We start from the raw sequence: 20,702 nt of genomic DNA on the forward strand, positions 1-20,702 counted from the left end.
CTAGCCAACCGCTTCGAACACGTCGATCGTGGTGTGGGTACCGAACGCCTCAGCGCGCCCGAGAAACACCCGCTGCGTGAGCCACTGCAGTTCGGGCTCGGTCGTACGGAACTGCGGGGTGGTCATGAACACGCCCATTTCGCCGGGCTCCTCACCGGGGGCGATGCGGCCCACGTTCACCACGTCGACGATCGCTCCGGTGTCGGTACGAATCCAGTATCGCGCCTCCACCTCGCACGCACCATCGGCGCGCAGCCGACACCAGTCGGCACCCCCGGGGTGCACGCGCCCGGCAATCTGACCCTCGACGGTTCCCCCGGTGATGGGGATGATGAGGAGCGAGTCGTCTCCTCGCCGCTCAATCTCCAAGTGTGGGTCAACTTCGGCTACGATCCGCATCACAAAACGGAGCTCCGGAAGAGGTGGCGTGGGCATCATTTGGCGACCTCGAACACAACTTCTCCAGCGACGACGGTGACCGCGGTTGCGGTCTCCGCGATCCGTTCGCTCGGCGCCTCGAACGGGTCATGGGTCGCGACAGTCAGATCGGCACGGGCCCCCACTCGAATGCGGCCCGGGTCACCGAGCACGAGCGACGATGATCCACTCGTATAGGCGGCGAGCACCTCGGTCAGGGTGAGCGCTTGTGCAGGATCGAGCACCCCAGCTTCGGGCGGGGCACCCGGCAGCGCACGGTTCACTGCGACGTGGATCGCGAGCCACGGGTCGGGCGGAGACACCGGCCAATCAGAACCCATCGCGAGTTCCGCACCGCTGTCGGCGATCGCCCGGAACGGGTACCCCCGCAGCATCCGTTCCTCACCGATCATCGGCACAACGTAGGGATCGGGCGCGGCCCACAGCGCCTGCATGTTCGCGGCAACCCCGAGCGGGCCAAATCGGCGTGCGTCGTCGGGGTGAATCATCGAGAGGTGCGCGATGTGGTGACGCGGCCCGGCTCCGTTCGTAACGCGGGCCTCCTCAATCGCATCAAGCGCGACCCGAATGCCACGGTCGCCCATCACGTGCAGGTGCAGGGCAAAACCAGCCGCATCGAGCGCGGCGACGAACGCGAAGATGGCGGCCTCGTCGAAGTGCAGCTCGCCGCTGTGTGCGTGGCTGCAGTACGGCTGCAGGAGCGCCGCGGTTTCTCCGTGCGGCACCCCATCGATCATCGCCTTCGCGGTGTTCGTGTCAAAGCCCGCGGCCGCGTTCTCCGCGCGGAGTGCGACGAACCGCGCAACCAGCGCAGGAACCTCAGCCACGGTGAGGCCGGGCGCGATCCACAACGCACCCGAGACGCGGCTCGACACAGACCCGTCGGCAATTGCAGCACGGTATGCGGCCGTGCAGTCGGCCTTGCCGTTGTACTCTCCCAAAATCGCCTCGTGCCAACCGGTGATGCCGAGTGACCACAGATACTGCTGCGCATTGAGGAGCCCCGCACGAATGGTGGCATCGTCAGCTGGCGGAATAACGCGGCCCACAAGCTCGGCGGCCGTCTCGTTCAAATACCCAGTGGGATCGCCGTTCGCATCGAGATGAATGTGCCCGTTCGCGGGCTGCGGCGACTCGCGGTTGACGCCGGCCAGTTGGAGTGCACGCGAATTCACCCACAGCGTGTGGTGCCCGGCGTCGCTGAGCGCGATGGGCTGACTCGCAGAGATCGCATCCAGCTGTTGCCGCGTGGGCTCCGGGAAGAGCCCGTGATCCCACCCTCCGCCGGTGACCCACTCCCCCGGTTCGCTCCTTGCGACGGCCGCCCGAATGAGTTCCAGGGTCTCCTCGACGCTGCGTGCGGAGGTGAGATCGCAGCTCAACCGTTCCACCCCGGCGAACGCCGCGTGCGCGTGGGCATCAACAAAGCCGGGGGTGATGAGCCCGCCTGCGGCATCAACCACCCGCGTCTCGGGGCCGCGCAGCGCGAGCACACGCTCGTCGTCGCCCATCGCGATGATACGCCCGGCACGCACCGCGACCGCGGTCATGGCGAGTCGCACGCGCCCATCAAACACTCGCCCGTTCACCAGGCACAGATCAGCATATTCGGTCATTTGGGTCTCCTGAGCCAGGTTATTCGTGGGCGATGGGAATCGCTGAGGTGTGGATCGGGCGTCGGCGCCTGGGCACCCACCCCTCGCGCGGAATCGAGTCAAGCAGGAGCCGCGTGTACTCGGCGCGTGGGGCATCGAGGATCTGAGCAGCGGGGCCCGACTCTTCGATTCGTCCGGCCCGCATCACGACGACCCGTTCGCAGAGCCGACGAATCACGGTGAGGTCGTGCGTGATCATGAGCAGGGCCACCCCGGTTTCGCGGCGAATGCGATCGAGCAGACTGAGCACCTCAACCTGTGTGGTCACGTCAAGTGCCGACACCGCCTCATCGAGCACGAGAACCCGCGGATCAGCGGCGAGCGCACGGGCGATCGCGATGCGCTGCCGTTGCCCACCCGACAAGGCCCGTGGCCGGGTGTCGAGCAGGGCTTCGTCCAATCGCACCGCAGCCATGAGCTCCCGGATGCGCGAGTCAACGGCGTCTCGGGAATCACGGGGCCGATGCACCCGGATCGCTTCGGCGAGGCATTGGCGCACCGTTTGCCGCCGATCAAGCGATTGGTACGGGTCTTGAAACACCATTTGCACGATCTTCGCTCGGGCGCGGCGGGCGCGGCCCGAGCGGGCGGGGTGGCTCCAGTCTTCGCCGTCGACGGCAACGGTGCCGGCGTCGGCCCGTTCGAGGCCGCACAGGATCCGCGCGGTGGTGGACTTGCCTGATCCCGACTCGCCGACGATGCCGAGCGAGCCGCCCGCCGAAAGCTCGAATCCGACGCCGTCAACCGCGACCAGCGTCTCTCGTTTTCGCCCGGTGATTGCCCGCACCCGGTAGGTCTTGCGCAGATCCGCCACGTGAATGAGCGGTGCGTGGTGGCGCTCGGCCGCTCCCTGCGCCGGGCTCTCCGGGTGCACCGGAGCACCCAGTTCCTCGAGCGTCGACAAGGCCGGGGCGCTCACCCCTCGTGCCGCATCGTCAAGCGGTGCATCGTCAAGCGCCGCAGACATCAGTTGCCTGGTGTACGTCTCACGCGCATTCTCGCGCATGCCAGCTGCGGCCAACGTCTCAATAGTGCGCCCGTGCTGCATCACGACCACCCGATCACATACCGCCCCCGCGAGGGCGAGATCGTGAGTAATGAATAGGAGCGACAAGTGACGCTCGCGCCGGAGATCAGCAATGACCGCCATCACCTCTTCCTGGGTGGTGACATCGAGCGCGGTCGTAATCTCGTCGGCGAGGAGGATTTCCGGATCCATGGCGAGCGTCGATGCGATCATGACGCGCTGCAGCAGCCCACCCGAGAGTTCGGCTGGACGCTGATGCAGGCGACGAGCGGGGTCGGGCACGCCCACTTCGTCGAGCAGTTCCACCGCGCGACGGCGCGCTCGTTCGGGCGAGACCTTGCCCACCGTGACTTGCGCCTCGATGAGGAAATCACCGATGGTGCGCAATGAGTTGAGGTGTGCCCGGGGGGTCTGAAAGATCATGCCGATGCGTTTCGCCCGCAGCTCGCGCAGTTCGGTGGCTCGCAGACCGGCCAGGTCGATCCCGTCGAAGCGGATCACGCCTCCCGTGGTGAACGAATCGGGGAGGAGGCCCGCGATCGCCCGCACCGAGAGCGTCTTGCCCGATCCCGACTCACCGACGAGGCCGACGGCCTCGCCTCGCCCGACGAGCAGGGAGCAGTCGTGCACGAGCGTGCGGTCTGGGGTGTGCACCGACAGGTGCGCAAGTTCGAGGTGGGGCATGGTCATCGTTCCTTCTCCTCTGCCCAGAGCGTGACGCGGGCTCCCACGATGCCCACGGAGAGCACCGTCACCACCACCAACACCGCTGGCACGAGCGACTGCTCGGGGGCGCCGGCGAGGATCGCTGACTGTCCGCTCGCGATCATCGATCCCCAGTCGGCACTCGGCGGTTGCTCGCCGAGCCCTAGGAACGAGATCGCGGCGAGGTCAAGCATGGCGTACCCAAAGCCGATGGCCATTTGTGCGGCAACCACGGGCACGAGGGCAGGCACCAGGTGGCGGAAGCAGATCGCCCAGCTCGCAACGCCCTGCACCCGCAGCGCGGCGATATAGGGCTTGCCCAGCTCACGGGAGGCCGCGGTCTGGGTGAGACGAGCAACGACCGGAATGTAGGCGATGGACAGCGCGATGACGGGAGCGAGTAAGCCCTTGCCGAACATCGCCACGGCGAGGACCGCGAGCACGAGACCAGGGATCGCGAAGATCACGTCAACAACGCGGGCAATCACTGCGCGCACGGGGCCGCCGAACCAGGCGGCGAGGATCGCCAGGCCGACACCGAGCACCGTCGACAGTGCCACCACGAGCACCGGCGCAAACATGCTCGACCGCGCTCCGGTAAGCACCCGGGAGAGAATGTCGCGGCCGAGATCGTCGGTGCCGAAGGGGTGCGTGAACGAGGGTGCCCCGTTGATCGGACCCGCATAGAGCTGGTTGGGATCGAATGGGGCGATCCACGGCCCGAGCAGGGCGGCGAGCGCCAGCACGCCGAGCACTGCCAGGGCGGTGACGACAAGCGGATCGCGGCGAGCGGCGCGGCGAGCGCCGCTCGGAACGGTGCCTGCGGCAAGCTGTCCGATACTCATGCGGCCCTCCCGGTGGCGACGCTGTCGGGGTCGATTGCGGCGCTGACCAGATCGGCAGCCGCATTCAACACGACGAAGATGGTGACGAACAGGAGGGAGACCACCTGCACGACGGGGAGATCCTTCCGCGCCGCGGCCTCGACCAGCAGCGAACCCAGGCCTCCGAGCCCGAACGCCTGCTCGGCGATCGCCGACGCGGCGAAGAGCCCGGCGACCGTGGTGCCTGAGATCGCAAGGATCTGCGGTGCGGCGTTCCGAAATACGTGTACCCGAAACACACGACCGCGCGGGATGCCGCGCACCCGGGCTGTCTCCACGTGTTCAGCGTGCAGTTGGGCGATGAGCGCGCTGCGCGTGACGCGGCTGATGTAGGCAATGAAGAGTACCGCCAGAGATATCGCGGGCAGGAGGAGATGCCACACACGATCCCACCCTGGCGCCCCCTGCCCGTACACCGGAAACCAACCGAGACTTTTCGCGAAGATCCAGATCAACAGAATCGCCACGACGAACGTCGGCATTGCCATGCCGAATGAGGTCGCGATCGAAACCGTGCGATCGACCCATGGACCCCGCGTCGCGGCGAGCATTCCTGACCCCATGCCGAACACCACAATCAGAAGCAGCGTTAGCAGCACCAGTTGGAGGGTGATGCCGAAGCGGGGGGCGACCAGGGTGAGCACATCGGTCTGGTACACGAAAGACCGACCGAAGTCGCCACTCACCACCCCGCCCAGCCAGCTGAGGTAGCGAGACCAGATCGGATCGTCGAGATGGTACTCCGCGCGGATCTGGGCAATCAATTCGGGTGTGGGCTTCGCACCGCCCGCGAGTGCCGCAATCGGGTCGCCCGGGGTGAGCAGCAGGGCGGAGAAGATCACGAGACTCGATAGGAAGAGGGTCAGCGCCAGGCCGCCCAGCCGCGAGAGCAGCATCATCCAGTTCGTCATAGTGTCTCCTCCGCCCTGCACAGCATGATGTTACTTTCCGCCGAGCGCGAGCGCCCAGGGCGAGCTGTACGCTGCGATCGAGGTCACCGCACCGGTGAGCTCCTTCGAAACATAGGTGAGGTGGTACGCGCCGGCCAGGCTCACCTGCAGCTGGTCGGGTGCGAAGATCTCCTGCGCCGCGACGTAGGCCTCTGCCGCTTCGGTGAGGTCTGGCGTGGTGCGCGCCGCCTGCATGAACTGGATCACGTCGGGGTTGGAGTAGCCGCTCCAGTTGAACACGCCGCCAAGTTCGGCGGGCATCATGAAGAGCGACGGGTAGCCGAGCACTCCCGGGGAGTCGAGGTAGCCCTGGGTAGAAACAAAGTCAGTGCCTTCGCGCCCGGCCGGATCGTAGAACATCGCACCGAAGTCGGAGGGCTGCTTCGCGTCGATCTCGATGGTGAGGCCGATCTGGGCACCCGCGCTCTGAATGATCTGTGCCGTCTGTTGGAACTCGGTGGCTCCAGCCGGCACCGCAATGACGATCGGTTGGCTCACGTCCTCGCCGCTCTCGGCGACGAGTTCCTTCGCGCGCTCGAGGTCCACTTCCGGGGTCGCGAGCGCTTCGTAGCCAGCCTCATAAATCGCAGAGGCTTCCATCTGTTCGAAAGAAAACGGTGGCACGAGCGTCTTCTGCACGTAGCCGAGGCCGTTGAGTACCGTGTCGATGTACTGCTGCCGATCGATCGCGAGGCTGAGCGCCTGGCGAATCATCGGGTTTGCCGCGGGCCCCTGATCGGTGGTGGGGCCGAAGCTATACGACGCAGTCGAGGGGCCGACCACGAGGGTGCCAGCGCCGTCGCCTTCCAGCGCTGCTCGTGAGGCTGGCGGCACGTTGAACGCACCATCGATCTCGCCTGCGGTGAGTGCGGTCGTGAGGGTCGTGCTGTCGGTGATGAAGACAAATCGCATCGTCTCAACAAGCGGAGCAGTTCCCCAGTACCCGGGATTCGCGGTCGTGACGATCTCAGTGCCGGGCACCCAGTCATCGAGTTGGAAGGGGCCCGTGCACATGAGGCCGGTCTCTGAGGTGCCGACCTGCCCGCCGGTCTTCGTCGCGTGTGCCTGGCTCATCACGGCCCCGCCGCCACCCGAGAGCGCGTCGCGGAAGATGGAATCTGGGGCGTTGAATCGAACGGTGACCTGCAGGTCTCCGGTCTGTTCGATGCTCGAGACCAGAACGAATGCCGCGTACCACTGCGACTCGGGGGTCATGTTGCGCTGCAGACTGAAGATAACGTCGGCGGCGGTCATTGGGGTACCGTCCCAGAACGTCACTCCCTCGCGCAGATCGATCTCGAAGGTCACGGGATCCACCCATTCGGCACGCGTGGCGAGCCCTTCGGTGACCGAGAAGTCTGGTTCGAGCCGCAACAGGTTCTCGCACAGGTTGGGAGTGATGAGGCTCGCTGCAGAGGCCGGATCGAGTGTCGCGGGTTCGCCCTCGACGATCGACCAGGTGACCTCGTCTACCGGGGTCTGCCCGGCGGGCATGACCGTGGTGAGTTCGGTGGGTGCGGCAGCGGCACCGCTCCCGGTGGATCCGCCGTCGCGGGGCGCACACGCGGTCAGTGCGAGCAGCGCGACTGCGCCCATCGCGACTCCCGCGAGGAGTGGTTGTCGGTTCATGAGTGTGTCCTTTCAGTGGGAAGCTGGAGTCAACATCGATGTCGGCTCAGAGCAGCAGGTATACGCGGATGCAGACCTGTCCGCCCTCATCCCTCGCGAGGCCGAGGAACTGGTGTTCGGCGAGCCAGCGGTGCTGTGGCGCGTCGGTCTGAAACACCGGGGCGGTGCGAAAGTAGAGCCCCGGTTCATCTTCGGGTACGTCTTCCCCACCCTCCATGCGGGCGAGGATCTCTGGGGTTGCGCGAAAGTAGCCACGGTTGAGCACATCAATCACGGCGCCGTCGTCTGCCCGCACCAGGTATCTGGCCTCGAGTTGGGCGGTGCCCGATCGTCCGACAGCCCAGTCGCCGCCGCCTGCAAGGGCCTCGCCGGAAAGGCGAGGGCCTGACACGGTACCGCCAGTAATCGGGGTGAAGCTCAACTGCTCATCCGGGCCGCGCCCAATGTGCAGGTCGGGTGCCACGCTGACGCGCAGCTCACACACGAACTCGAGCTGGGGTTCCATCATGCGAGTGCTCCCTTCAACACGGGGAGCGACAGGGCCAGGCCCTCAGCTCCCCCAATGAATACGGTTTGGGTATTGGGCACGGTGGGTTCGCCCGCACCCCACGGCTCGCCCCCGGTGCCGGGCTGCGGCAGAAACTCTGGGTAGTCGCTGCTCGACAGATGCACGCGCAGGCGGTGCCCGGCGGCGAGCCGGTACCCGATCTGGCCGAGGTCGATGTGCAGTGTTTCGGGCTGCTGCGCATCACGCAGTTGCTGCTGGCCACGGGCGATGCGCAGGGCGGTGCCATCGGGCGCAACGTCGAGCACGCGCACGAAGCAGTCAAGGGTCGGACCAGTGGATCGCACGCGTACCCGCGCAGTCACCGACCCCGCAAGTTCGACGTCGCTGGGCATCGCGTCGGAGGTGAAGACGAGCACGTCGTCGCGCTCACCAATCGGTGCCTCATCGGGCAGATGCAACAGGTACGAGAATGCGTCGGGCACGCTGGAGGGCACCAGATCCCGGGGGTCATGCTGCCAACTCGCTTCGGTCTCGGGCTGGGCGGTCTGCGTGGCCGTAAGGGCTCCATCGGGAGTGGCCCACAGCGTCTGGTGCTGCGTGTCAACGGGCGGCCACACGGCGCCGGTACGCCACTCATTCGTTCCGGCGAGATTCCAGGTGACCTTCGGGATCTCTGCCACGCTGCCGGTTCCGCGCACGAATACCTCGAAGAAGTCGAGGGCGGGGTCGAGGGTGCGCGGGAGCAGTGCGCGGATCTGCTCCTCACTGCGGTCGGCCACGCGATCCGCTGCTGAATCGAGAAGCTGAAAACTCTCGTGATCGATCGGCTCGACACGCAGGTAGTGATGGGCCGCCCAGTTGGGATAGCGCTCAATCTCGGCGACATCGGCCCACGCCAGGGGTGCGCAGTTGTCCCACCAACCGATGGTGTGCAGTGTGGGTACCGATCGGCCGGCGAACGGCGAGTCCGCGGGAAAGCGCGGCAGGTGCACCGCATGCGGCACCCACTGATCGTAGGAGAGCGGACGGCCGGTCTCGGCCATAAATTCCTCGGCCTGGGCGGCAAAGTCGCGACGTGACCAATCGGGTTCCCACGCGTAGCTCTCGTTGCCGTGAAAGTGCGTGAGGGGGTAGACGTACGTGACCGCCCACTCGATGCCGGATACCCGGGAGTTCGGTGCGCGGCGGATAGGTTCGCCGAGCGCCGTACCAGTGAGCCTCGGGGCGATCGCCTTCAGCGCAGGGTGACCACTCGCGGCGGCCGCCCACTGGGTGTAGCCGTAATAGCTGTCGCCCCACATTGCGACGCGGCCATTCGACCACGGCTGCTGCGTGATCCACTCGAGCGTGTCTGCTCCGTCGCGCACCTCGTTGACGAAGAGCAGCGCGTCGCCCTCTGAACGGAACTTGCCGCGCACATCCTGCGTGACCACCCGATAGCCGTGTGACATAAAGTACTCGGCGATCAACGGAATGAAAGTGTACTCGCCGCTCTTGTCGTAGGGCAGGCGGATCAGGATCGTCTCGCCGGGCGACCGGTCGCCGCCGGGGAGGTACACGTCGGTCGCCAGGTGGATTCCGTCGCGGGTGCGTACACGGGCCGGTTCGGCGAGCGGGCTCTCTGGTGCCGGACCCAGCCGTTCGTACTTCAACATCTCACTCCCTCGTGATGCGAGCCACCGCGGGTGCGGATCGGCGTCGTGAATCACACGTTACGTCCACCTCGGCAAGTTAGTCAAGTCTGACTAGACAAATTTACAAACGCGTAACTTTCCGGCTATTCTTCGGAGAGAGGACTGAGAGGAAACGCCATGGCCCGCCCTTCAGTTGCCGATGCGCGACGCGAGCAGATCATCGAAGCCACCCTTCAGACGATTGCCAAGCACGGCATCAGCAGCACCACGCTTGACCGCATTGCGACGACCGCGGGTATGTCGCGCGGGCACGTGCGGCATTTCGTTGGCAACCGAGATGCGCTGCTCATTGACGCGGCGCGATGGTTCTACACGGTCGACACATCAGCGCCCTCGATCCTCCCCGAGCATGTCTCGACCCTGACTGAGGCGCTCGACTATCTGTTTGGCAGTGAATTCACCTCATCGACCGACGACAACGCGATCGTGCTCGGGTTCGTCGAACTCTCACGCACCAGCGCGGAGATCGCGCAGGTGCTCTCCGAGGTGTACCTCAGCACCGAGCAGCGCTTGCTGGAACTGATCCGCTCCGCCCACCCTGCGGTGAGCGCACAGCGACAGACCGACGCGGCGACCGCCGTACTCACGGCAGCTTTGGGGAGCGTCTTCATGGAGGATTTCAACCAGGATCCCGATCGACCGGCGCGCGCCCGACGGTCGATCGACGGGCTGCTTGCCTCGCTGTAATACTGGCGAGAATGCTTCCTTGGGCTACTCGGCGCGGTGCCTCACTTCGCCGTCGACCACGGTCAGGCGCACGCGGGTGCCGACCAGCCGATCGGGGTCGTCGGTGAACGGGTTGAGGTCGAGCACCGCGAAGTTCGCGCGGGTGCCCGGTGCCAGCGTGCCAACCTCGTTTTCGAGGCCGGTGGCCCACGCCCCACCGAAGGTCATCGCCTCGAGCGCGTCGGCAGGGGTGAAGACTCGCTCCGGATGGTACGGCGCGCGGGCAGCCTCGAGCACAGAGCGTGCGGTCAGAGCGATGAAGAGGTTGTGGGGCGCCTCGTGCGGGGCCGTCGGTGCGTCGGTACCGAGCGCGATCCGCACGCCTGCGTCGCGCATCTCGGCCCACGGAAAGCCACGCTCGGCTCGCTCGTCGCCGAGCATCGCGATCCAGTTGTCGAGCACCGCCGGGTCGCAGTGCACCGGCTGCATCGACGCGGTGACACCCAGAGCGGCGAGCCGGCGCACCGTATCAGGCGCAACGTATTCCAGGTGCTCGATGCGGGGGCGCCGAGAAGCCCGCGGCCCGTTCTCGCGCACGCACGCCTCGACGAGATCGAGCGCGAGGTCGCTCGCCGAGTCACCGATCGCGTGCAGCGCGAGCTGTAAACCGTGAGCATCGGCGGCCACGGAGGCGGCGAGCGCCGCCTCCCTCGGCCAGATCGGTTCAGCGTTCGAACCGTCGGCGTACGGGCCGCGCATTGCTGCGGTGCAGGCATCGATCACGCCGTCGAGAATGAACTTCACCCCGACGATGCGAAGCGAGTCGGAGCCGTAGGTGGCCGCGACGCGATCGCGCTCCGCAGCCGCGCGTTCGACCTGAGCAAGGCCTGCAGCCGGGTCGCCGGTCGGGTGCAGCAGCATGTGCGCCGTGATCGGGAAGGGCAGCTGGCCGTCTCGAATGAGGATGCGTTCGAAGGCCGCCAGATCGGGGGCACCGAACGACATGTCGGTCGCGGTCGTGACCCCAGTCGCCAGGTACGCATCGAACGCGGCGGCCAGGAAGCGATCGCGATCCGCATCGCTCGCTGCAGCAGCCAGGTAGTTCCACGCGTGCTGGATCGCGGCCGACTCGAGCAGGAATCCCGTCGCTTCGCCACGCTCATCCCGGCGAATCTCCCCACCAATCGGGTCTGGAGTGTCACTCGTGATACCAAGCTCGGCGATCGCAGCACTGTTGACCCACACCGAATGCAGGTCGTTCGCGTCGAGTATGACGGGGATGTCGGAGACAGCGGCATCGATCATTTCGGCGGTGGGATCGCGTCCCTCGAGCGCATCGAACCTCCAGCTGATGCCCAGCAGCATGGCCGCATCGGGGTTTGCCGCACGCGCCTCACGCAGCCGTTCTTGAATCTCTGCGAGCGTGCCACACTCACGCAGTTGCACCTTCTCGACCGCTTGGCCAAACATCAGCAGGTGTGTGTGCCCCTCCACGATGCCGGGCGTGACGAAACCGTCGCCAAGATCGATGATGCGAGCATCTGGGCCGGCTGCGTGCTCAGCTGGCTCGCGGTCGCCGATAGCAATGACGCGCCCATCGCGCACCGCGAAGGCTTCGGCCAGCGGCGAGCTCGCGCGCCCGGTGAAGACGGCGGCGGCGCGGTACACGACGGTGGGCATCGTCAACGTTCTCCACTCTGCTCTTCAACGATCGTGACGCGAATGTCGTCAAACGGCGTGCGCGTCGAGTACTTGTACATGAACAAGATGTCGGCGTCGTACCCCAGAAACGTGGCGAAACGCTTCGTCTCCGAGGCTTCCACATCGAGGGGCTTCACCGTGACGAGCATCATGCGCCGCGGCAGCCCATCGATCGGGTCGGCGATCGAGAGCCCCGTCTCGGGGTCGAGCTCTGCCGCGACAAGCGCGATCGCCAGCGATCCGCCGTGCGCGCTCAGGGTGATTTCGCCGGTCAGGCGCAGCACACCGTCGTCACCGATCTCGCCCGGCACGCTGACCCCGCGCTCGGGATCGAAGCTCGCACCGCCACTCGCCTGCACCGTGAAACTCTCGTCACGCTGCATGTAGCCGACGAGGGACTCCTTCACGGTCCACTCGAGTACGGCCTTGCTTCCCGGCACCCATGCTTTCATTTCGCTCCCATCATCGAAGAGGTCTGCAGCAAGTCTGGCACAGCGCCGATCGCGCGCGGCATGCCGCTTTCGCACGCTGGCTCACTCATCGGGACTCAGCCACCCCGAGCATCGCACCCGCCGCGCGGCGCATGAGCGAGCGGCGATCCACCCCGTCCTCCCACCCCACGAGCGAGTGTGCGTTCAGACCGTCGAGCATGCCGAGCAGCTGGCCGGCAACGGCGGGCGGATCAGCCACCCGGTATCGTCCCGCATCGCACCCGGCCTGAATCAGTGCCGCAAAGAAGGCGCGCCACGCGTCCATCTGCGCGCGCACCTCGGTCGCGAGCGGAACGTTCCGCCGCCCGAGCGCCCACGCCTCGACCCACACGAACGTCACCTCGTCGCGGGTGCCGTCGAGCACCGTGTCGAGCACGGTATCGAGTCGCTCGCCCGCTTCGGCCACCCGCTCGGCGAAGCTCGTGATCTCGGCGAGTTCGGCGGCCACGATGCGGGTGAACGCCTCCGCGACCAGGTGGTCCATGCTCTCCACGTGGTGGATCACGAGCGTTGGGGCCACCCCCGCTCGCGCGGCGACCGCGCGCATCGTGACGGCCGTGAGCCCTTCGGCTCGGGCGATCGCTTCGGCTGCATCAGTGATCTCGGCGCGGCGCTCGGCGGCGGAACGCCGGGTCGCCCGTTTGCGGGCCCCGGGCGCGCTGACCGCGGGCGTACGTGCGGGTGTTGACGACATGCGATCCACTCGGTAGATTTGCGATCAGTTATTGATCGGGTGATCAACAAGCTTAGTGGCACACCCCACGCGAACCCAAGGAGCACCATGGCCTGGCGCATGCCCGCCGAAACCGCACCCCACGAGCGCACCTGGATGGCGTTTCCGCGCGAGGGCGAGACGCTCGGCGAGACCGCTGCCGAGCGCGAGGAGGGCTACGCTGCGTGGGTCGCCACCGCCCACGCGATCGCCGAGTTCGAGCCGGTGACGATGCTTGTTGACCCGAGCGAGATCGCGCGTGCGCGGCGCATGTTGGGCGCAACCGCCGCACACGGCATCGAGATCGTCGAGGTGCCGGTCGACGAGTTCTGGCTGCGCGACTCGGGGCCCACCTTCGTCGTCGACGACGCCCGCCCCGGAGTGCTCGGCGCGGTCACCTGGATCTTCAACGGGTGGGGCGACCAGGACTGGGCCGACTGGCGGCTCTCCGCTCAGCACGGCGCGTTCATCGCCGAGCAGGTCGGCGCCGAACGCATCAGCTCGCTGCTCGTCAACGAGGGCGGCGGGATCCACGTCGACGGCGAAGGCACCGTGCTGCTCACCGACACCGTGCAACTCGACCCGCGGCGCAACCGTTACGCGACCCGCGAGCGAGTCGAGGCCGAGATGGCGCGCACCCTGGGGGCCACGCACGCGGTGTGGCTGCCGCGCGGCCTCACCCGCGACTCCGAGCGCTTCGGCACGAACGGGCACGTCGACATCGTCGCGACGATCCCCACGCCGGGCACCCTGCTGCTGCACACCCAGGTGGATCCCGGCCACCCCGACCACGCGGTGACCGACGGGCTGCGTGCCCACCTCGAGCGCCAGACCGACGCCGCTGGGCGCAGCTTCGACATCGTCGAGCTACCCGCCCCGGCCACCCTGCGCGACGACGAAGGGTTCGTCGACTGGAGCTACGTCAACCACCTCGTTGTCAACGACGGCGTGATCGCCTGCGGGTTTGGCGAGGAGACCGCCGATGCCCGGGCTCGCGAGATTCTCGAGTCCGTCTACCCGGGGCGGCGCGTCGTGACGGTCGACGCGCGACCGATCTTCGCCCGTGGGGGTGGCGTGCACTGCATCACGCAGCAGCAGCCAACGGTCGGAGCCCGCGCGTGATCGACGTCGTCGAGGCAACTATCGCCGAGTTGCGCGGGGCGCTGGAACGCGACGAGATCACGAGCGCCTGGCTCGTCGAGGCCTACCTCACCCGGATCGACGCCTTCGACGGACCCGACACCGAGACAGCTCTGAACGCGCTCGTCGTGCGCAACGAGCGCGCGCTCGACGAGGCCCGTGAGTCCGATGCGCGCCGAGCCCGCGGCGAAGTTCTCGGCCCGCTTGACGGCATTCCGTACACCGCAAAAGACAGCTACTTGGTGCGCGGACTCACTGCGGCCGCGGGCAGCCCGGCGTTCGCCGATCTCGTCGCGCAGCGCGATGCCTTCACCATCGAACGCCTGCGCGCGGGTGGCGCCATTTGCCTCGGCCTCACGAATATGCCGCCAATGGCAAATGGAGGCATGCAACGGGGGGTATACGGTCGCGCCGAGAGCCCGTACAACGCCGAATTCCTAACGGCACCGTTTGCCTCAGGCTCGTCAAACGGCTCGGGCACCGCGACCGCGGCCAGCTTCGCCGCCTTCGGGCTCGGGGAGGAGACGTGGTCGAGCGGCCGCGGCCCGGCCTCCAACAACGCCCTCTGCGCGTACACGCCGTCGCGCGGGGTGATCTCGACGCGCGGCAACTGGCCGCTCGTGCCCACCATGGATGTCGTCGTGCCGCACACCCGCACGATGGCCGACCTGTTCGAGGTACTCGACGTGATCGTCGCCGACGACCGAGAGAGCCGCGGCGATTTCTGGCGCGCGCAACGGTGGATCGCGCTTCCGCACCCCTCCGAAGTGCGGCCAGCAAGCTACTCGGAGCTCGGCCCGGTCTCACCCGAAGAGGCTCGGTCGCTACTCGCCGGCCGGCGCATCGGCATCCCGAAGATGTACATCAACGCCGATCCACTCGCGGGCACCGCCGAACCCGGCAGCGCAGAAGCCCCCGGCATCGGGGGCCCCACCGGGCAGCGCATCGAGACGCGCGCCTCGATCATCGAGCTGTGGGAACAGGCGCGCCGCGACCTCGAGGCGCAGGGCGCCGAGGTCGTCGAGGTTGATTTCCCGGTCGTCTCCAATTACGAGGGTGACCGGCCGGGCGCCCCGAAGATCCACACCCGCGGGCTGGTCAGCCCCGAATACCTGCGGCGCGAAATCCTCGACTTGTCGGCGTGGGCCTGGGACGACTTCCTGCGCGCGAACGGCGACCCCGCCTTCCCCGATCTCACCGTCGTCGACGGAACCGAGATCTTCCCGCACCCCGAGGGCGCGCTGCCCGATCGTTACACGGGATTCGACGATGACATCGCCGAGTACCCGGGCCACGTGCGCGAGCACCCGGTAGCCTCATTCACCGAGATCCCCGAGCTGGAGGCTGGCCTGCGCGGGCTTGAACGCACCCGCCAGCTCGACCTCGAGGAGTGGATGGACACACTCGGCCTCGATGCTGTCGTGTTCCCCGCGGTTGCCGACGTCGGCCCCGCAGATATGGATGTCAACGAGGCCTCCGCAGACCTCGGCTGGCGCAACGGGGTGTGGATCGCCAACGGCAATCTCGCGATCCGCCATCTGGGCATTCCGACCGTCACCGTACCGACGGGCACGATGGCCGACATTGGCATGCCCGTGGGCCTGACCTTCGCCGGGCGCGCCTACGACGACACCCGGCTGTTGTCACTCGCGGCGGCGTTTGAGGCGATCCGCCCCCGCCGCACCGAACCCCCGCGCACCCCGCGCCTCGCGTAGCCCGATTCATGGGCAGTAGATGCTCGAATACCCAAGTATTCGGACATCTACTGCCCATGAAGGTGAGGGAGACCTGCCGCAGCGGCGAAAACGCGGGCGCGCGCGGGCGCACGCGGGCACGCGCTGGCGCAAGAACCCTACGACTGGGTCGTAAAGGGCAGCACCAGGCGCGAAGGGTGCGCCGCGTCGCGGTAAATCTTGTGCGTGACCGGGCGACCCACCGGCAGGTGGAACGCGTCGGGAGGCAGCAGCGCGTTGTGCGCGTCGGTCAGCGGCTCGTTACACGACAGCTCGAGCTCGAGGCGGTGCCCCGGCAAGAACGTCGTCGCGAACGGGTACAGCCGAATCACGTACTCCTCGATCTTGCCCGGCTCCACCGGCACCGCGCGGGTGTGGGGGTGGATCGGGCTTCCCTCGGTGGTGCGCTCGAGGTCGAGCTCGCGATGCGAGGCCTTTAGGAACCCGGTCGTGACCAGCTGGCGGTTGCCATTCGGCGCCACATCCCACAGCCGCAGGATGAAGTTCGAGTCGTCCTGGTCGATCGACGCGAAGATATGCGCGGCACCTGTGCCGATCATCTCAGTGGGAGCCTCGAAGGTCTCGGTGCTCCAGTTGATGATCTCGACCTTGTCGGTCACCGTGAGCGGTGCCTGGTAGAAGCCGTCGGGGGCCGCGTACTGCTCACCCATCAGCTCGGGTTCGGGCAGCAGTTTCCGGCGCGGGCGCAGGTACAGGGGGCTGTGATCCACTGCCTTTGGCGGCCACGCGGCACCGGTGACGTGCTCACGCGAGCCCTCGACGAAGATGCTCACCGCGGGCTCATCCATCACCCCGTTGTCGATGCCCTTGATCCAGTAGTCGTACCAGCGGAACATCTTGTCGTGCTCTTCGATGAATGGGCGCGACTGCATGGGCGGGTAGGGCCCAATGTCGAGCTTCTTGGGTCCGTTCAGCGCGTCGAAGAGTTCGATCGTGCCGTCCATCGTCCAGCCGCGGCCCTGGTCGATCTGCAAGTACACGGGGATGTCGATGTTACGAGCGAGATTGACGGGGTTCCGCTCCTCGTACCACTCACCATCGAGATCATTCATGATGATGTCGAACCAGGCCTCGTGGTTCGTCGGGTAGTGCAGGGTGTGCACGAGGTTCGGCCAGGCCGCCACGTCGGGGTCTTGCAGACGCGCGGCGACCTTCGCCTTGATCTCCTCCGGCGAATAGGTCTCGAGCATGCGCGACTTCACGCGGTCGGTGAAGGCCCAGCCCGAGTCGCCACCGCGGCCCTCGCGGGCGGCGCGCGGCATGAACCACATGATGCCGCCATGGTAAGTGGTCTCGTAGAAGTCGTAGTGGCCGCCGCTGACGAAGATCGCCTTCAGGCTCGGCGGGCGCTCGGCCGCGGCCAACACCTGCATCGACCCGAAGTACGAGATGCCGATCATGCCGACGTTGCCATCGCACCAGGGCTGCGCCGCGACCCACTCGATGAAGTCGTAGGCGTCTTCGCCGAGCGACACGCCGCCCGCGTTGTAGTTGCCGATGTGCTCGCCGTCGGAGTCGCCAGATCCGCGCAGGTCGCCAATGACGTGCACGTACCCCTCGTCGACGACGCGGGTGATGTCGCCGGCCTCGATGCAGCCGTCCCACATCGGGCTCGGGCGCTTCTGCGGCGGCATGGTCAGCGCGAGCGCCTGCAGCTCCTTGCCGTACGGGCTGAGCGCGACGAGTGCGGGCCGCGGCACGTCGTCGGTGCCGAAGTACGCATCGGCGGCCAGTTGGGCGCCGTCGCGCATCGGAACCCGGAGATCCTTGTGGATGCGAATCGTCTTCCCACCGGCATCCCACGTTTGAAAATCGGTCATAGTGATTGCAACCCTTCTGCGACAGCGATGTCTTCGCATATTATTATACCAAATAAGTGGATCACGATGTCAGGAGCTGCAATGTCGCACGAAGTACCCGTTCACCCGTTGGTGTCCCCCTGGGGCAGATTCGGTCTCTACAGCTACTTCATCGACGCTCCGGAGCCGGCGATCGTCGACACGGGCATCACCTCCTCCCCCGCCGAGGGCATGGCCCCAGCCCTCGAGGCGCTCGGTCGCCGCATCGAAGATGTCCAGTGGATCCTCCTCACCCACGGGCACATTGACCACATGGGCGGGGCCCACGCCCTATGGGAGATGACCGGGCGTCGCGCGAAGGTCGTGATCCACGAGGCCGACGCGCACCTGCTGCGCTCGCGCCAAGACCACGTCGATCTCTACGTCGACGTGCGGCAGCGGTACCTGAACGACCCGGACGGGGTCGCGAAGCAGACCGCCGCTGGCATGCACGCGATCTCGGGCGAGATGGATGCCGACGTGCTGCTGCGCGGCGGCGAGACGCTCTCCCTCGGCGGTGATGTCACGGTGTCGGTGCACCCGGTTCCCGGCCACACTCCCGGCTCGGTCGCCTACGTCATCGACGGCCAGAACGACGTGTTCGTGGGCGATGCCGTGCAGATCCACGGCGCGGCGAACTTCTTCCCAGGGTACGAGGATCCGACCGCGTATCGCGCCAGCCTCGAGTACCTGCGCGACGAGGTGCAGCCCCGCCGCCTCTACCTCGGGCACCCCTACCGCAGCGCCGATGGCACGCCCTACGGGGTCGAGCTCGACGCTGCACAGGCGGCGCGCGCGCTGCAAGAGAGCATCGACATCGAGGGGCGGATCGCCACCGCCGCCGAGGGTGCCCTCGCCGACGGGCTGACCGCGACCGACTCCCCCTACGCGCCGTTCGATCGCGTGGCTGCAGAACTCGGGTACGAGGGCGACCCGACGCTCGACCCGTCCCCGTTCTTCACCACGCTCGACGGGTACCGCCGCCGCTTCGCGTCGCAGCGCTAACCCCGATCCACACCACTGACGTTTCGCACCACCATACAAAGGAGTACTCATGGACGAGTCCAGCCCCTACCGCACCTGGTCGACGGCCACCGATCAGGCCGAGGGCGAGCCCGCTCGCACCGATGTCATCATCGTCGGGTCAGGCCCCACCGGCGTCGGCACTGCGGTGATGCTCGCGCGACACGGTATCCAGGTCACCGTCGTAACCCGCGAAACCTGGGTCGCTGATTCACCCCGGGCGCACATCACCAACCAGCGCACCATGGAGGTGCTCCGCGCGGTGGGGCTCGAACCCGCCGTGCGCGCGCAGGCCGCACCGCGCGAGACGATGGCGAGCCAGGTCGTCGCGACGGCCATTACCGGCACCGAGCTTGGCCGGGCCTGGTCGTGGGGCAACAACCCGGGTCGGCAGGGTGAGTACCTCACCGCGAGCCCCACCGACGGGTGCGACATTCCGCAGAACCGCCTCGAGCCAATCCTGCTCGGCGAAGCGGCCAGACTCGGGGCGCGGATCCGCTTCCAGACCACGTGCACCGGGTTCGAGCAAGATGCCGACGGAGTGACCGTGCACGTCGTCGACGGGGTCACCGGCAAGGCCGAGACCCTGCGCGCCGCGTACGTCGTCGCCGCCGACGGCGGGCAGAGCCGGATTGCCCGGGCGCTCGAGATTCCCTTCGAAGGCGAGGTGGGCATCGCCCCCGCGATGAACATCAGCTTCACCGCCGATCTGTCGCACCTTGTCGCACACCGCCCCGGGTCGCTCTACGAGATCATCCAGAACCGCCCCGAGGGGCCCACCCGCGCCATGATCCGCATGGTGCGACCGTGGAACGAGTGGTCGGCTTCGCTCGTCTACCTCGGCGGGCGCACCGAAGCCCTCACCCCGGAGGAGGCCGAGGAGGAGCTGCGCCTCGCGATCGGCGATGACTCGGTGAAGATCACCGTCACCGGTCTCTACCCGTGGCGCATCAACCGTCTGGTCGCCTCCCGGTACAGCGAGGGACGGGTGTTCCTCGCCGGCGATGCCGCGCACCGGCATCCACCGACCAACGGCCTCGGGGCAAACACCTGCATCCAAGACGGGTTCAACCTCGCATGGAAGCTCGCGTTCGTCATCAAGGGCCAGGCCGGCCCGGGCCTCCTCGAGACGTACAGCGACGAGCGGCAGCCCGTGGGCGCGCAGATCGTGAACCGGGCGGTCGACAGTTGGGGGCTGGGCATGGGGCTGCTACCCGCCATGGGCCTGAACCCCGCGGCATCGTTCGAGGAGCGCTCCGCGACGTTCGCCGAGCTCGGGGAAGACTCCGACGCCGGCGAGGCACGCCGCAGCGCGCTGCGCGCCGTGCTCGACGAGGAGTCGTACATCTTCGAGGCGCACGGCGTCGAGATGAACCAGGTGTATCGCTCGGGCGCGGTGGTGGGCGACGGCAGTGAGCTCACCTACGACCGCGATCCACAGCTGTACATTCAGCCGACCAGCCACCCGGGAGCGCGGATCCCGCACGCCCTGGTGGGCGATGCCACGCGCACGGTTTCGACCCTCGACCTCGTCGGGCAGGAGCGGTTCACGCTCGTCACCCGCGACCGCGGTGGGCAGTGGATCGACGCGGCGGCTGCCGTGGCCAGCGATCTCGGAATCGAGATCGCGACCGTGAAGATCGGCCACGCGGGCGACGTGCAGGATCTGTACGGCGACTTCGGGCGTCGCAGCGAGATCGGCGAGGCGGGCTGCCTGCTCGTGCGCCCCGACCAGCACATCGCGTTGCGGCAGCGCGAGTTGTCGGCGGATCCGGCAGCGACCCTGCGGGCGGCGCTCACCCAGGTGCTCGACCGCAACTCGCCGAACTGAACCACCTTCAACCGGCAGAATGACCTTGAGGCGGCGGTTTCTGGCTGCAACTGCCC

The 20,702-nt window shown here is 67.2% G+C and carries 17 protein-coding genes; 5 read left to right on the forward strand and 12 right to left on the reverse strand.

Features of this window, described 5'->3' with window-relative positions:
- The 8 genes from ACR0R4_RS05395 to ACR0R4_RS05430 are packed head-to-tail and all read right to left on the reverse strand — an operon-like array spanning window position 1 to window position 9,451.
- Entirely contained in the window at window positions 1-435 is a 435-nt protein-coding gene (locus tag ACR0R4_RS05395; RefSeq protein WP_433646347.1) for a DUF3237 family protein, read from the reverse strand.
- Entirely contained in the window at window positions 435-2,054 is a 1,620-nt protein-coding gene (locus ACR0R4_RS05400) for an amidohydrolase (RefSeq protein ID WP_433646348.1), read from the reverse strand. The genes ACR0R4_RS05395 and ACR0R4_RS05400 overlap by 1 nt, the downstream gene beginning before the upstream one ends.
- A 19-nt stretch (window positions 2,055-2,073) precedes the next feature.
- Entirely contained in the window at window positions 2,074-3,810 is a 1,737-nt protein-coding gene (nikE, locus tag ACR0R4_RS05405; protein ID WP_433646349.1) for a nickel ABC transporter ATP-binding protein NikE, read from the reverse strand.
- Window positions 3,807-4,670 carry an ABC transporter permease gene (locus ACR0R4_RS05410; protein WP_433646350.1) on the reverse strand — a complete coding sequence of 288 codons (864 nt, stop codon included), beginning with the start codon at window positions 4,668-4,670 and terminating at the stop codon, window positions 3,807-3,809. The genes nikE and ACR0R4_RS05410 overlap by 4 nt, the downstream gene beginning before the upstream one ends.
- A complete protein-coding gene (locus ACR0R4_RS05415; protein WP_433646351.1) occupies window positions 4,667-5,620 on the reverse strand; it encodes an ABC transporter permease in 954 nt (317 codons plus the stop codon). The genes ACR0R4_RS05410 and ACR0R4_RS05415 overlap by 4 nt, the downstream gene beginning before the upstream one ends.
- 30 nt (window positions 5,621-5,650) lie before the next feature.
- Window positions 5,651-7,288, reverse strand: a complete 1,638-nt coding sequence (locus ACR0R4_RS05420) for an ABC transporter substrate-binding protein (protein WP_433646352.1) — start codon at window positions 7,286-7,288, stop codon at window positions 5,651-5,653.
- A 46-nt stretch (window positions 7,289-7,334) separates the two neighbouring features.
- Window positions 7,335-7,796 (reverse strand): DUF3237 domain-containing protein, encoded by a 462-nt coding sequence (locus ACR0R4_RS05425; protein WP_433646353.1) that lies wholly within the window; start codon window positions 7,794-7,796, stop codon window positions 7,335-7,337.
- Window positions 7,793-9,451, reverse strand: coding sequence for a CocE/NonD family hydrolase (locus ACR0R4_RS05430; RefSeq protein ID WP_433646354.1), 1,659 nt, complete (start codon window positions 9,449-9,451; stop codon window positions 7,793-7,795). The genes ACR0R4_RS05425 and ACR0R4_RS05430 overlap by 4 nt, the downstream gene beginning before the upstream one ends.
- A 156-nt stretch (window positions 9,452-9,607) precedes the next feature.
- Between ACR0R4_RS05430 and ACR0R4_RS05435 the strand changes: the two genes are divergently transcribed.
- Window positions 9,608-10,177: a TetR/AcrR family transcriptional regulator gene (locus tag ACR0R4_RS05435; protein ID WP_433646355.1), complete on the forward strand. Its 570-nt coding sequence runs from the start codon at window positions 9,608-9,610 to the stop codon at window positions 10,175-10,177.
- Between the two features lie 24 nt (window positions 10,178-10,201).
- On the opposite strand, the gene ACR0R4_RS05440 is transcribed toward ACR0R4_RS05435, so the two are convergent.
- From ACR0R4_RS05440 to ACR0R4_RS05450, 3 genes are all read right to left on the reverse strand, one after another.
- Window positions 10,202-11,836, reverse strand: coding sequence for an amidohydrolase (locus ACR0R4_RS05440; protein WP_433646356.1), 1,635 nt, complete (start codon window positions 11,834-11,836; stop codon window positions 10,202-10,204).
- A 2-nt stretch (window positions 11,837-11,838) separates the two neighbouring features.
- Window positions 11,839-12,309: a hypothetical protein gene (locus tag ACR0R4_RS05445; RefSeq protein ID WP_433646357.1), complete on the reverse strand. Its 471-nt coding sequence runs from the start codon at window positions 12,307-12,309 to the stop codon at window positions 11,839-11,841.
- Window positions 12,310-12,394: 85 nt separating this feature from the next.
- Window positions 12,395-13,042, reverse strand: a complete 648-nt coding sequence (locus ACR0R4_RS05450) for a TetR/AcrR family transcriptional regulator (protein WP_433646358.1) — start codon at window positions 13,040-13,042, stop codon at window positions 12,395-12,397.
- A gap of 87 nt (window positions 13,043-13,129) precedes the next feature.
- Between ACR0R4_RS05450 and ACR0R4_RS05455 the strand changes: the two genes are divergently transcribed.
- Together ACR0R4_RS05455 and ACR0R4_RS05460 are read left to right on the forward strand one after the other, a co-directional pair.
- Window positions 13,130-14,182, forward strand: a complete 1,053-nt coding sequence (locus tag ACR0R4_RS05455) for an agmatine deiminase family protein (protein WP_433646359.1) — start codon at window positions 13,130-13,132, stop codon at window positions 14,180-14,182.
- Window positions 14,179-15,915 carry an amidase gene (locus tag ACR0R4_RS05460; protein WP_433646360.1) on the forward strand — a complete coding sequence of 579 codons (1,737 nt, stop codon included), beginning with the start codon at window positions 14,179-14,181 and terminating at the stop codon, window positions 15,913-15,915. The genes ACR0R4_RS05455 and ACR0R4_RS05460 overlap by 4 nt, the downstream gene beginning before the upstream one ends.
- Window positions 15,916-16,052: 137 nt before the next feature.
- On the opposite strand, the gene ACR0R4_RS05465 is transcribed toward ACR0R4_RS05460, so the two are convergent.
- Entirely contained in the window at window positions 16,053-17,774 is a 1,722-nt protein-coding gene (locus ACR0R4_RS05465; protein WP_433646361.1) for a CocE/NonD family hydrolase, read from the reverse strand.
- A gap of 81 nt (window positions 17,775-17,855) precedes the next feature.
- On the opposite strand from ACR0R4_RS05465, the gene ACR0R4_RS05470 reads away from it, so the two are divergent.
- Window positions 17,856-18,797, forward strand: a complete 942-nt coding sequence (locus ACR0R4_RS05470; protein WP_433646362.1) for an MBL fold metallo-hydrolase — start codon at window positions 17,856-17,858, stop codon at window positions 18,795-18,797.
- A 49-nt stretch (window positions 18,798-18,846) separates the two neighbouring features.
- On the forward strand, window positions 18,847-20,646 hold the full coding sequence (locus ACR0R4_RS05475) for an FAD-dependent monooxygenase (protein WP_433646363.1): 1,800 nt from the start codon (window positions 18,847-18,849) through the stop codon (window positions 20,644-20,646).
- The last annotated feature ends 56 nt before the right edge of the window (window positions 20,647-20,702 follow it).

It is taken from the genome of Leucobacter fengyongliangi (genome assembly GCF_050971685.1).
In the GTDB taxonomy this organism is placed as follows: Bacteria; Actinomycetota; Actinomycetes; order Actinomycetales; family Microbacteriaceae; genus Leucobacter.